The sequence below is a fragment of the Pseudomonas extremaustralis genome (assembly GCF_900102035.1).
GTDB classification, from domain to species: domain Bacteria; phylum Pseudomonadota; class Gammaproteobacteria; order Pseudomonadales; family Pseudomonadaceae; genus Aquipseudomonas; species Aquipseudomonas extremaustralis.
Genome location: NZ_LT629689.1, coordinates 3,998,941 through 4,010,412, shown reverse-complemented (window position 1 = coordinate 4,010,412; position 11,472 = coordinate 3,998,941). Strand labels below are relative to the sequence as shown.

General features: G+C 60.5%; 12 protein-coding genes and 1 tRNA gene. 10 read left to right on the top strand and 3 right to left on the bottom strand.

Annotated elements, in window-relative coordinates; translation table 11 throughout:
- Positions 1–173 precede the first annotated feature (173 nt).
- Positions 174–1,121 carry a 4-hydroxy-3-methylbut-2-enyl diphosphate reductase gene (ispH, locus tag BLR63_RS18540; RefSeq protein WP_010565593.1) on the top strand — a complete coding sequence of 316 codons (948 nt, stop codon included), beginning with the start codon at positions 174–176 and terminating at the stop codon, positions 1,119–1,121.
- Here ispH and BLR63_RS18535 read toward each other — a convergent pair.
- A complete protein-coding gene (locus BLR63_RS18535; protein ID WP_010565592.1) occupies positions 1,075–1,656 on the bottom strand; it encodes a GspH/FimT family pseudopilin in 582 nt (193 codons plus the stop codon). The genes ispH and BLR63_RS18535 overlap by 47 nt on opposite strands.
- A 204-nt stretch (positions 1,657–1,860) precedes the next feature.
- Here BLR63_RS18535 and pilV point away from each other — a divergent pair, with 204 nt between their 5' ends.
- From pilV to thiO, 5 genes are all read left to right on the top strand, one after another.
- The gene (pilV, locus tag BLR63_RS18530; protein ID WP_050901337.1) at positions 1,861–2,346 is read left to right on the top strand and encodes a type IV pilus modification protein PilV; all 486 of its coding nucleotides are present in this window, start codon (positions 1,861–1,863) and stop codon (positions 2,344–2,346) included.
- Positions 2,343–3,044, top strand: a complete 702-nt coding sequence (locus tag BLR63_RS18525; protein ID WP_010565590.1) for a PilW family protein — start codon at positions 2,343–2,345, stop codon at positions 3,042–3,044. Before pilV ends, BLR63_RS18525 begins: the two co-directional genes overlap by 4 nt.
- Positions 3,045–3,051: 7 nt before the next feature.
- Positions 3,052–3,582, top strand: a complete 531-nt coding sequence (locus tag BLR63_RS18520) for a pilus assembly PilX family protein (RefSeq protein ID WP_042946986.1) — start codon at positions 3,052–3,054, stop codon at positions 3,580–3,582.
- 11 nt (positions 3,583–3,593) lie between these two features.
- Positions 3,594–3,995: a type IV pilin protein gene (locus BLR63_RS18515; RefSeq protein ID WP_042946985.1), complete on the top strand. Its 402-nt coding sequence runs from the start codon at positions 3,594–3,596 to the stop codon at positions 3,993–3,995.
- Between the two features lie 62 nt (positions 3,996–4,057).
- A complete protein-coding gene (gene thiO / locus BLR63_RS18510; protein ID WP_042946998.1) occupies positions 4,058–5,167 on the top strand; it encodes a glycine oxidase ThiO in 1,110 nt (369 codons plus the stop codon).
- Here the strand turns inward: thiO and BLR63_RS18505 are convergent.
- Together BLR63_RS18505 and BLR63_RS18500 are read right to left on the bottom strand one after the other, a co-directional pair.
- Positions 5,154–5,387, bottom strand: coding sequence for a PP0621 family protein (locus tag BLR63_RS18505; protein ID WP_010565586.1), 234 nt, complete (start codon positions 5,385–5,387; stop codon positions 5,154–5,156). The two genes, thiO and BLR63_RS18505, sit on opposite strands and share 14 nt — an antisense overlap.
- A 126-nt stretch (positions 5,388–5,513) precedes the next feature.
- A complete protein-coding gene (locus tag BLR63_RS18500) occupies positions 5,514–6,539 on the bottom strand; it encodes an outer membrane protein assembly factor BamD (protein ID WP_010565585.1) in 1,026 nt (341 codons plus the stop codon).
- Between the two features lie 149 nt (positions 6,540–6,688).
- On the opposite strand from BLR63_RS18500, the gene rluD reads away from it, so the two are divergent.
- The 4 genes from rluD to BLR63_RS18480 all read left to right on the top strand — a co-directional run bounded on the left by rluD (position 6,689) and on the right by BLR63_RS18480 (position 11,468).
- Positions 6,689–7,651 (top strand): 23S rRNA pseudouridine(1911/1915/1917) synthase RluD, encoded by a 963-nt coding sequence (gene rluD / locus BLR63_RS18495; RefSeq protein WP_010565584.1) that lies wholly within the window; start codon positions 6,689–6,691, stop codon positions 7,649–7,651.
- Positions 7,648–8,373, top strand: a complete 726-nt coding sequence (gene pgeF, locus BLR63_RS18490; protein WP_010565583.1) for a peptidoglycan editing factor PgeF — start codon at positions 7,648–7,650, stop codon at positions 8,371–8,373. The genes rluD and pgeF overlap by 4 nt, the downstream gene beginning before the upstream one ends.
- 153 nt (positions 8,374–8,526) lie before the next feature.
- Positions 8,527–11,091: an ATP-dependent chaperone ClpB gene (clpB, locus tag BLR63_RS18485; protein WP_010565582.1), complete on the top strand. Its 2,565-nt coding sequence runs from the start codon at positions 8,527–8,529 to the stop codon at positions 11,089–11,091.
- Between the two features lie 301 nt (positions 11,092–11,392).
- Positions 11,393–11,468, top strand: a tRNA-Asn gene (locus BLR63_RS18480).
- Positions 11,469–11,472: the final 4 nt, after the last annotated feature.

The following is an 11,472-nucleotide window of genomic DNA, read 5'->3' as shown; positions in this document are numbered from 1 at the left end:
GTGGGAGCGGGCTTGCTCGCGATTGTTGACTGACATTCAGTGACTCTGTTGGCTGGTACACCGCTATCGCGAGCAAGCCCGCTCCCACATTTTCCCGCGTCGTTATATAGAGATCAGCCGCGCCCGCGGTTGCAATGATCCAAATTCTTGCGCTGCAAGACACGAGGCACAGCATGCAAATCAAACTCGCCAACCCCCGTGGCTTCTGCGCCGGCGTGGACCGGGCGATCGAAATCGTCAACCGCGCCCTGGAAGTCTTCGGGCCGCCGATTTATGTCCGCCATGAAGTCGTGCACAACAAGTTCGTGGTCGAAGACCTGCGCGCACGCGGCGCCATCTTTGTCGAGGAACTGGACCAGGTGCCGGACGACGTTATCGTCATCTTCAGTGCCCACGGTGTTTCCCAGGCGGTGCGAACCGAGGCGGCAGGCCGTGGCCTGAAAGTCTTCGACGCCACTTGCCCACTGGTTACCAAGGTCCATATCGAAGTCGCGCGCTACAGCCGCGATGGTCGCGAGTGCATCCTGATTGGCCACGCCGGGCACCCTGAAGTCGAAGGCACCATGGGCCAGTACGATGGCAGCAACGGTGGTGCCATTTACCTGGTTGAAGACGAAAAGGACGTCGCCAACCTGCAGGTACATAACCCTGAGCGCTTGGCGTTCGTGACCCAGACCACCCTGTCCATGGACGACACCAGCCGCGTCATCGACGCGCTGCGCAATCGCTTCCCGGCTATCGGTGGGCCGCGCAAGGACGATATCTGCTACGCCACGCAAAATCGCCAGGACGCCGTCAAGCAACTGGCCGATGAGTGCGATGTAGTGCTGGTGGTCGGCAGCCCCAACAGCTCCAACTCCAACCGCCTGCGTGAGTTGGCCGAGCGCATGGCCACACCGGCGTACCTGATCGACGGAGCCGAAGACCTGCAGCGCAGCTGGTTCGACGGCGTCGAGCGTATCGGCATCACGGCCGGCGCTTCGGCCCCGGAAGTCCTGGTGCGTGGCGTTATCCAACAACTGCATGCTTGGGGCGCTACCGGTGCCGATGAGCTGGCCGGGCGTGAAGAGAACATCACCTTCTCCATGCCCAAGGAGCTGCGGGTTCGCTCGCTGCTCTGAGTGCCAGGGTGCCGGAGTAGCTCCGGCACAACGCCTGCTCGGCGCGCTCGCTGCGCAGGCTGATGCGCCCGCTGGGCGCCAGCACGATCTGATGCAGGCTCTGTGCCCGCTCAGTGGCGCACACATGCAGGGTGCCGGCACGAAATCCCCCGCCTGAAAATATCGGTTCGCCCACTCCGCTGAAGCGGACTTGGTGCTTGACCGGCCCATTACCCATGATGGGCACTCGCCCGCTGTCCTGGCGCTCCAGCAGCACGGGGTTGTCGTCGTCCAGATGGCCGCGTCCGCTTACATCCAGTACCACTCGCCAACCCTGGCTCCAATCATCGTCCAGCGCGTGAATGACCACCGCGCGGTTATGCGCGATGGCTTGCGCGCGCGCATAGCGCAGTCCACTCGCCAGCGATTGCGCTGCACTTTGCCTTTGTTGGGATTCCAGCAGGTTCTTGAAGTTGGGCACCGCGAGGTGCGCCAGGATGCCACTCACGATCAGGCCGAGCAGCAGTTCGATCAGGGTGAAACCTCGTTGTCGCATGTGTCGTCCCTCCATGGACGTGGACCAATGTTCGGGTACAGCTCTAGGTATAGCGCCCAGGCTGAAGTGTCGAATGATGGCCTTTGTGTCCAAAGTATTTCCCTTTGTTCCCGGCGCGGCACGGGCCGAAATCCGACGCTAGTCTTGGCTCGCACAGCAGATTTCACCTGCTTTTTTTGGCCTTCGACACGGATGACGACGGTAATGCCTACACGCTCGACCCCATGCTTTCCCCGCGCTGAGCCTGGGCGCCAGACCGGCATGACGCTGATCGAGGTGCTCGTGGCGATGCTGATCCTCTCCATCGGCCTGCTAGGCGCGGCGGTGATCCAGCTCAATGCGCTCAAGTACACCGACAACTCAAGGATGACCAGCCAAGCCAGCTTCATCGCTTACGACATGCTCGACCGCATTCGCGCCAATTCCGGCGCTGACTACGCGTGGCGTGGGGAAGAGCACGCGTCAGTGAGTACCGCCACCGCCAGTGTGCGTGACGTGGACTTGCATGATTTCGAGGCCAATATCCGTGGTTTTGCTGGGGATAGTGGCAAAGGCTCGGTGGCGATCAGCACAAACGAAGTGACGGTGAGCATCAGTTGGGATGAGCGCCGCGGCACGGATGCCCCCGGGGCCCGGCAAACCTTCACTCTGAGCAGTCGCATCGGTAACGAGTCGGGGTTGGCACGATGAGAGGCCAGGTTCGGGGGTTCAGCCTGATCGAGTTGCTGCTGGCCATGGCGGTGGGCCTGATCCTGGTGCTTGGCGTCAGCCAGGTGGCGATCAGCGCGCGAGCGACCCACGCCAGCCAACAGGCTGCAATGTTGCTTCAGGACGATGCGCGTTTTGTGCTTGGCAAGTTGATTCAGGATATTCGCCAGGCCGGCATGTTCGGCTGCCTGGCCACGGCCTCTATCGACAATGCCCCGCCGGCCTTCGATCGGCCTGTCGCATGGAATACAGGCAGCGCCTCCATGTCGCTGACGCTCGTTACCGCCGACAGTGGCGGTGGCAAACCCGACTGGACAGTGGTGTCCGACTGCACGGGCACCGCCCAAGCGTATGCCGGAAGTGCACCTGCGCCCGCACCGGGGCAGATCCGCTTTGCGGCACGCCAGCTCACCTACACGTTCGAAGCGGGCCAGTTGAAGATCAGCACGCCCGCAGCGCCAGCCAAGGCGGTGTTGGCGGATAACGTGCAGCGTTTCGATATCAGCTTTGGCGTTGCCGACAAGCCATCTTCATTGACGGTGGCGCGCTACGACCCCAGTCCGGCCGATGCGTCTTTGATACGCAGTGTGCGCATCCAGATGACACTGCAGGACCCGACAGGCCGGGTAAAGGATCAAACCTACAGCGTCGTGGCGGCGCTGCGAAATCGTTTGGGGTAGGACGAGCATGGGACGTTCTGAACGTATTGATGTGCGCCAGACAGGAATGGTCCTGTTGATCAGCCTGGTGTTTTTGTTGCTGTTGTCGCTGATCGGCCTGGTGTCGATCCAGGAGGCGGTGACACAGCAAAAGATCGCCGGCAGCCTCTGGCATCGCAACCAGTCGTTTCAACAGGCCGAAAGTGGGCTGAGGCTGGGGGAGTCGCGCATACAGCGCGAACCTGCGGCGGTGCCGGTGTGCCGATCGATCGTGACTTGTGCGCCGCCGGCTGAAGCGTTTTCGGTGGTGACGGCCGGGATGAACCCTGGTTCGGCGGTGAGCTGGGTTGCGCTGAAGGACGGGCTCTACGGTATTCAGTCCCTGGGGCAAGGCATGGGGCTGGCCCATCTGCCAGCGCAAACCCCGGCGGCGGTGTTTCGAGTGACGGCGGTGGGGTTTAGTGGGCGGTCGCGTGCGGTGCTGGAGAGTGTGTACGCGCGGGTAGAAGAGGAGGGCCGCTCGCGGTTTCTGCGAGTGGCATGGCGACAACTTCAATAAGGAGCAGTGGGGTGGGCATGGATAGCCAGGGTTTTACCTTGATCGAATCATTGATCGCTGTTGCGATCATTGCGTTTCTGGCAGGGATCGTTTACCCCGGGTATACCGGTCATGTAAAAAAGGTCTATCGCGTCGAAATCGCCGGGCTCTTGATCGAGCAGGCTCAGCACCTTGAGCGCTTTTATGCGAGGAACGGCAGTTTTATTGATGCAAGCGGCCTCAGTGCGGGCAACGATCGCTATAGAATCACCGCTGCATTGAACCCTCAGGATTACCGTCTGGTAGCCACGCCTGTCGCCGATTCGGTGATGGCCGGCGACCCTTGCGGCAACTTCAGCCTGACCAGCACCGGCGCACGGGCCAACCCAGGCGCTGCAGCGCACATGTCGCGCAAGGCGTGCTGGGGGCAATGATGAGGATGCTGGATGATTGGGCGCCGGGTGCGCTTGTTTCTATTTATTGGCTGGATCAAATGATGGCTAAGCAACAGCAAGTGGTGGTTGTCGGTGGTGGAGTAATCGGGTTGCTCACGGCGTTCAACCTGGCGACCCAGGGGCAGGCGGTGGTGCTGCTGGAGCGCGCGGGTGTAGGGCAGGAATCCTCTTGGGCCGGCGGAGGCATCGTTTCACCGCTGTATCCATGGCGATACAGCCCGGCGGTCACTGCGCTGGCCCATTGGTCCCAGGATTTCTATCCGCAACTGGCTGAGCGCTTGTTTGCGGCCACCGGTGTAGACCCGGAGGTTCACACCACGGGGCTGTATTGGCTCGATCTGGAGGACGAAGCGCAAGCCCTGGCCTGGGCGGCACGTGAAGGTCGGCCCTTGAGCAAAGTGGATGTCTGCGCTGCCCATGATGCGGTTCCGGTGCTCGGCGCAGGGTATTCCCAGGCGATCTACATGGCCAACGTGGCCAATGTGCGCAACCCGCGGCTGGTCAAATCCCTGAAGGCCGCGCTGTTGGCGCTACCTGGCGTGACGATTCACGAGCAATGCGAGGTGGCCGGTTTTGTCCTGGACGGCGCCCGTGTGGTGGGCGTGAACACGGCCGATGGCGCGATCTTCGGCGATCAGGTCGTGCTGGCGGCAGGTGCATGGAGCGGTGAGTTGTTGGGCACGCTGGGCCTGTCGTTGCCGGTGGAGCCGGTCAAGGGCCAGATGATTCTGTACAAGTGTGCGCCCGGCTTCCTGTCGAGCATGGTCCTGGCCAAGGGGCGTTATGCGATTCCCCGGCGCGATGGGCACATCCTGGTCGGTAGTACCCTGGAGCATGAAGGCTTCGACAAGACCCCCACTCAAACTGCGCTGGAAAGCCTCAAGGCATCGGCGGTGGAGCTGATCCCCGCTCTGGCAGGCGCAGAGGTGGTAGGGCATTGGGCCGGCTTGCGCCCCGGTTCGCCGGAGGGCATTCCCTATATCGGTCAGGTGCCTGGTTTCGAAGGGCTATGGCTCAACTGCGGGCATTACCGCAACGGCCTGGTACTGGCCCCGGCCTCATGCCAATTGTTTGCCGACTTGTTGCTGGGGCGTGCACCGATCATCGATCCGACACCCTATGCTCCCGCCGGTCGAGTCAACGCTGAATAGACTTCGGCCCTTGTTCCAGATGTGCCTGGGTGCAATACCACTGCTGGTGTGAGCTGAGTGCGCGGTCTTGTGGCAAGTGCACGCCGCAGTGAGCGCAGCGCACCATCAGGGCGGCGTCGGGTTCGCTTGGGCGTGGCTGTTTAGCCGCCGGGCTTTTGAATTTGCGCCAGAACCATACCGCGGCGGCAATAACGGCAATCCAGAACAGGAGACGAAGCATGATGGGAGGTTTCTCGACAAGGAAGGCGCCAGTTTAGCCAAGGACGTGCCGAGCGCACAGCGCAATAATGCTTGCCCATGAAAAAGGGAGCCCCGAGGGGCTCCCTTTTTGCGTTGCGTCGACCGGTCAGTCGAACACGCCGAACGTCATGTAGCTGAACCACGAGCGATCCTGGTTGTTGCCCAGGGCCTGAGGTGCTTGCTCTTCGATCACGTCGCCGTTTTCGTCGTGTGGCTTGAGGTCCGCAGGAATCGCTTCCTTCGCGTCCTGGAATTGCTTCATCACGTCCTGGTTGGCGCGGGTTTCGCCCGGCGGCAGCGGTGGACGGGACTCGATCAGGCCGAGGGTGTACTTGCTCAGCCACGAACGGTTGTCCGCTTCGGCAACCTGAGGCACGAACTGGCCGTCTTTCAGGCTAGGGTGATCAGGGTAGTTCAGCTTCAGGGTTTCCAGGCTGGTGCTGGCCAGTTCGTCCAGGTGCAGGCGCTGGTAAGACTCGGTCATCACCGCCAGGCCATCACCCACCGAAGGGGTTTCCTGGAAGTTTTCCACTACGTAACGGCCACGGTTGGCCGCCGCTACATAGGCCTGACGGGTCAGGTAGTAGTGGGCGACGTGGATTTCGTAGGCCGCCAGCAGGTTGCGCAGGTAGATCATGCGCTGCTTGGCATCCGGCGCGTAGCGGCTGTTGGGGTAGCGGCTGGTCAGTTGGGCGAACTCGTTGTAGGAGTCGCGGGCAGCGCCGGGGTCACGCTTGGTCATGTCCAGCGGCAGGAACCGCGCCAGCAGGCCCACGTCCTGGTCGAACGAAGTCAGGCCCTTGAGGTAGTAGGCGTAGTCCACGTTCGGGTGCTGCGGGTGCAGGCGGATAAAACGCTCGGCGGCGGACTTGGCAGCTTCCGGCTCGGCGTTCTTGTAGTTGGCGTAGATCAGCTCGAGCTGGGCCTGGTCGGCGTAGCGTCCGAACGGATAGCGCGACTCCAGTGCCTTCAGCTTCGCTGTGGCGCTGGTGTAGCTATTATTGTCCAAGTCTTTCTGAGCCAGTTGGTACAACTCGACTTCGCTCAGGTTTTCGTCGACGACTTCCTTTGTTGACGAGCAAGCAGCAGTCATGGCGAGGATGGCGATCAGCAGCAGGTGTTTCACTTGCATGGCGGCTTGCGTCCCTATGACGGCCGCTGTCTTGGGCGGGGCCGTCCTGTTATGATGAGCGCCCCGTTGAAAGCCTCGGGGCAAAAGACGCCGTATTTAACCACAAGCGCGCAGCCGAAACCAAAGGCTGTGCCACGCCTAGTCTGAGCATGTCCGATAAAATTGAACTTCGCGCAGAGGTGCCGTCCGAATTGGGCGGCCAACGCCTCGATCAAGTCGCCGCACAATTATTCGCTGAGCACTCGCGCTCGCGCCTTTCCGCCTGGATCAAAGACGGCCGCCTGACTGTGGATGGAGCGGTCATCCGCCCGCGAGACATAGTGCATGGCGGTGCGATTCTTGAGCTGACTGCCGAGCAGGAAGCCCAGGGAGAATGGGTCGCCCAGGACATCGAGCTGGACATCGTCTATGAAGACGACGACATCCTGGTCATCAACAAACCCGCAGGCCTGGTGGTTCACCCGGCGGCCGGGCACGCTGATGGCACTTTGCTCAATGCTCTGCTGCACCACGTACCGGACATCATCAATGTGCCGCGTTGCGGCATCGTGCACCGCCTGGACAAAGACACCACCGGCCTGATGGTGGTAGCCAAGACCATCCAGGCGCAGACGCAGCTGGTTACGCAATTGCAGAGCCGCAGCGTCAGCCGGATCTACGAATGCATCGTGATCGGTGTCGTGGTGGCGGGTGGCAAGATCAACGCGCCGATCGGTCGCCACGGCCAGCAGCGTCAGCGTATGGCGGTAATGGAGGGCGGCAAGCAGGCCGTCAGCCACTACCGTGTGCTGGAGCGTTTCCGATCCCACACTCACGTGCGGGTCAAGCTGGAAACCGGTCGTACCCACCAGATTCGCGTACACATGGCGCACATCAACTTCCCGTTGGTCGGAGATCCGGCCTACGGTGGTCGCTTCCGCATTCCGCCAGCGGCCAGTGCCACCATGGTTGAATCGCTGAAAACCTTCCCGCGTCAGGCTTTGCACGCACGCTTCCTGGAGCTGGACCATCCGACGAGCGGTAAGCGGATGAGCTGGGAATCGCCTCTGCCGGACGATTTGGTCTGGTTGTTGTCGCTGCTCAAGCAGGATCGCGAGGCATTTGTAGGATGAGTGACTGGCTGATTCCTGACTGGCCCGCGCCGGCTCAGGTCAAGGCCTGCGTCACCACCCGTGCGGGCGGCGTCAGTCTGGCGCCGTTCGACAGCCTCAACCTGGGCGATCATGTCGAGGACAGCCTTGAGGCGGTTCTTGAAAATCGCCGTCGTCTTACCGATGCTTTCGATATTCACCCGGCCTGGTTACGCCAGGTCCACGGGATCAGGGTGGTCGAGGCTGATCCGTCGCACACCGCCGAAGCCGATGGCAGTTGGACCAGCACACCGGGTATCGCCTGCACTTCCATGACTGCCGATTGTCTGCCTGCGTTGTTCTGCAACCGTGCCGGCACTCGCGTGGCGGCCGCCCATGCCGGTTGGCGTGGGTTGGCGGCGGGTGTGCTGGAAGCCGCAGTCGAAAGCCTGGGCGCCGAGCCGGCCGACGTATTGGTCTGGCTAGGCCCGGCCATTGGCCCGCAAGCCTTCGAAGTCGGCCCGGAAGTGCGCGAGGCGTTCGTGCAGCAACTGCCGATCACCGCCCAAGCCTTTGTCCCCAGCACCCGTCCCGGCAAGTTCATGGCCAACATCTACCAGTTGGCCCGTCTGCGCCTGGCGGCTCGCGGTATCACCGCTGTCTACGGTGGCGGGTTCTGCACCGTCAACGATCCACGCTTCTTTTCTTACCGCCGCAGTCCACGTACGGGTCGGTTCGCCTCCCTTATTTGGCTGGAGCGCTAGACTCTTCTGATCTGCGTCAACTGCCCGAAGCTTGAATCTCCCAGAATCGACCACATCTATAGGGCTATCTGGCAGGTTTCTTCATCAGGATGTGTTACTCGCGAGCAAGCTCGCTCATACATAGCTCCGGCCTGCTCAAAAGGAAGGTGACTAATGCGTATTGATCGTTTAACCAGCAAATTGCAATTGGCTCTATCGGACTCCCAATCCCTGGCGGTCGGCCTCGACCATCCGGCTATCGAGCCTGCGCACTTGATGCAGGCGCTGCTGGAGCAGCAAGGTGGTTCTATCAAGCCCTTGCTGATGCAGGTGGGTTTCGACGTCAACAGCTTGCGCAAAGAGTTGAGTAAAGAACTCGACCAACTGCCGAAAATCCAGAATCCTACGGGCGATGTGAACATGTCCCAGGATCTGGCGCGTCTGTTGAACCAGGCGGACCGCTTGGCCCAGCAGAAAGGTGACCAGTTCATCTCCAGCGAGTTGGTATTGCTCGCTGCCATGGACGAAAACAGCAAGCTCGGCAAGTTGTTGCTGGGCCAGGGCGTGAGCAAGAAAGCCCTGGAAAACGCCATCAACAACCTGCGTGGCGGCGATGCGGTGAACGACCCTAACCACGAGGAGTCGCGCCAAGCCCTGGACAAGTACACCGTCGACCTGACCAAGCGCGCCGAAGAAGGCAAGCTTGACCCGGTGATCGGCCGTGATGACGAAATCCGTCGCACCATCCAGGTTCTGCAACGTCGTACCAAAAACAACCCGGTGCTGATCGGCGAACCTGGCGTGGGTAAAACCGCAATTGCCGAAGGCCTGGCCCAGCGCATCATTAATGGTGAAGTGCCGGACGGCCTTAAAGGCAAGCGCCTGCTGTCCCTGGACATGGGGGCGTTGATCGCGGGGGCCAAATTCCGTGGCGAGTTCGAAGAGCGCCTCAAATCCCTGTTGAACGAACTGTCGAAGCAGGAAGGGCAGATCATTCTGTTTATCGACGAATTGCACACCATGGTCGGCGCCGGTAAAGGCGAAGGCTCCATGGACGCTGGCAACATGCTCAAGCCTGCGCTGGCTCGGGGTGAGTTGCACTGCGTCGGTGCCACCACGCTTAACGAGTATCGCCAGTACATCGAGAAGGATGCGGCCCTTGAGCGGCGCTTCCAGAAAGTGTTGGTGGAAGAGCCGAGCGAAGAAGACACCATCGCGATCCTGCGCGGCTTGAAGGAGCGCTATGAGGTCCACCATAAGGTGGCGATCACTGACGGCGCGATCATCGCGGCGGCCAAGCTGAGCCATCGCTATATCACCGACCGTCAATTGCCCGACAAGGCCATCGACCTGATCGACGAAGCGGCCAGCCGCATTCGCATGGAGATCGATTCGAAGCCGGAAGTGCTCGACCGCCTGGATCGTCGCCTGATTCAACTGAAAGTCGAATCCCAGGCTCTGAAAAAAGAAGAAGACGAAGCCGCGAAGAAACGCCTGGAAAAACTCCAGGAAGAAATCGTGCGTCTGGAACGTGAATATTCGGACCTCGAAGAAATCTGGAGCGCGGAAAAAGCTGAAGTGCAGGGCTCTGCACAGATTCAGCAAAAAATCGAACAATCGCGTCAAGAGCTGGAAGCCGCACGCCGTAAAGGTGATCTGAACCGCATGGCCGAGCTGCAGTATGGGGTGATCCCGGACCTGGAGCGCAGCCTGCAGATGGTCGCCCAACATGGCCACAGTGAGAACCAATTGCTGCGCAGCAAGGTGACTGAGGAAGAGATTGCCGAAGTCGTTTCGAAGTGGACCGGTATCCCTGTGTCGAAAATGCTCGAAGGCGAGCGCGACAAGCTGATGAAGATGGAAAGCCTGTTGCACCAGCGCGTCATCGGCCAGGAAGAGGCGGTGGTGGCAGTGTCCAACGCGGTGCGGCGCTCACGGGCCGGGTTGTCCGACCCGAACCGTCCGAGCGGCTCGTTCATGTTCCTCGGCCCGACCGGCGTGGGTAAGACCGAGCTGTGCAAGGCCTTGGCCGAGTTCCTCTTCGATACCGAAGAGGCCATGGTGCGGATCGATATGTCCGAATTCATGGAGAAACATTCGGTGGCACGCTTGATCGGTGCTCCACCAGGCTACGTAGGCTACGAAGAGGGCGGTTACCTGACCGAAGCCGTGCGACGCAAGCCTTACTCGGTAATCCTGCTGGACGAGGTCGAGAAGGCCCACCCGGATGTGTTCAACATCTTGCTGCAGGTACTGGAAGACGGCCGTTTGACCGACAGTCACGGACGCACTGTGGACTTCCGCAATACGGTCATCGTGATGACGTCCAACCTGGGTTCGATGCAGATCCAGGAACTGGTCGGTGATCGTGAAGCCCAGCGTGCCGCCGTCATGGATGCGCTGACCACGCACTTCCGCCCGGAATTCATCAACCGGGTCGATGAAGTGGTGATCTTCGAGCCTTTGGCACGGGATCAGATCGCGGGCATCACCGAGATCCAGTTGGGCCGCCTGCGGGCTCGTCTGGCTGAACGTGAGTTGTCGCTGGAGCTGAGCACAGAGGCTTTGGACAAGCTGATCGCGGTGGGTTACGACCCGGTGTACGGTGCACGGCCATTGAAACGTGCGATCCAGCGCTGGATCGAGAACCCGCTGGCGCAACTGATCCTGTCGGGCAGCTTCATGCCGGGTACCAGCGTCACGGCGACTGTGGAAAACGACGAAATTGTCTTCCATTAAGCCTGATGTATAGGGTGATAAAGAGGAGGCCCCGCATTGCGGGGCCTTTTTTTTCGATAGGGCGTTGAACTGTAAGGCAAAGGCTTGTAAAGTGCGCCCCGCAGCAACGTCAGCCCACGGATTTCTTCTCCCCAAGAAGAAATCAGAAAGAAGCGCAAATCATTGTCTTAAAAGCAGTTTAAAGGGTTGACAGGGGTTTTTAAGATTGTAGAATAGCGCGCCTCGGAGATACGAACGTAGCGATACGCAAGGGTTGAAGAGGAAGCAAAAAGCAGTAAAGTTTTACTTTGAAATATGTAGTTCCGTGATAGCTCAGTCGGTAGAGCAAATGACTGTTAATCATTGGGTCCCAGGTTCGAGTCCTGGTCACGGAGCCAATTT

Excerpts from the sequence above, each read along its gene's own strand:
- BLR63_RS18520 (WP_042946986.1), top strand. The coding sequence starts at position 3,052 with ATGGGACGTTCTGAACGTATTGATGTGCGCCAGACAGGAATGGTCCTG.
- thiO (WP_042946998.1), top strand. The coding sequence starts at position 4,058 with ATGGCTAAGCAACAGCAAGTGGTGGTTGTCGGTGGTGGAGTAATCGGG.
- BLR63_RS18525 (WP_010565590.1), top strand. The coding sequence starts at position 2,343 with ATGAGAGGCCAGGTTCGGGGGTTCAGCCTGATCGAGTTGCTGCTGGCC.
- BLR63_RS18535 (WP_010565592.1), bottom strand. The coding sequence starts at position 1,656 with ATGCGACAACGAGGTTTCACCCTGATCGAACTGCTGCTCGGCCTGATC.
- rluD (WP_010565584.1), top strand. The coding sequence starts at position 6,689 with ATGTCCGATAAAATTGAACTTCGCGCAGAGGTGCCGTCCGAATTGGGC.
- BLR63_RS18505 (WP_010565586.1), bottom strand. The coding sequence starts at position 5,387 with ATGCTTCGTCTCCTGTTCTGGATTGCCGTTATTGCCGCCGCGGTATGG.
- pgeF (WP_010565583.1), top strand. The coding sequence starts at position 7,648 with ATGAGTGACTGGCTGATTCCTGACTGGCCCGCGCCGGCTCAGGTCAAG.
- ispH (WP_010565593.1), top strand. The coding sequence starts at position 174 with ATGCAAATCAAACTCGCCAACCCCCGTGGCTTCTGCGCCGGCGTGGAC.
- pilV (WP_050901337.1), top strand. The coding sequence starts at position 1,861 with ATGCCTACACGCTCGACCCCATGCTTTCCCCGCGCTGAGCCTGGGCGC.
- BLR63_RS18500 (WP_010565585.1), bottom strand. The coding sequence starts at position 6,539 with ATGCAAGTGAAACACCTGCTGCTGATCGCCATCCTCGCCATGACTGCT.
- clpB (WP_010565582.1), top strand. The coding sequence starts at position 8,527 with ATGCGTATTGATCGTTTAACCAGCAAATTGCAATTGGCTCTATCGGAC.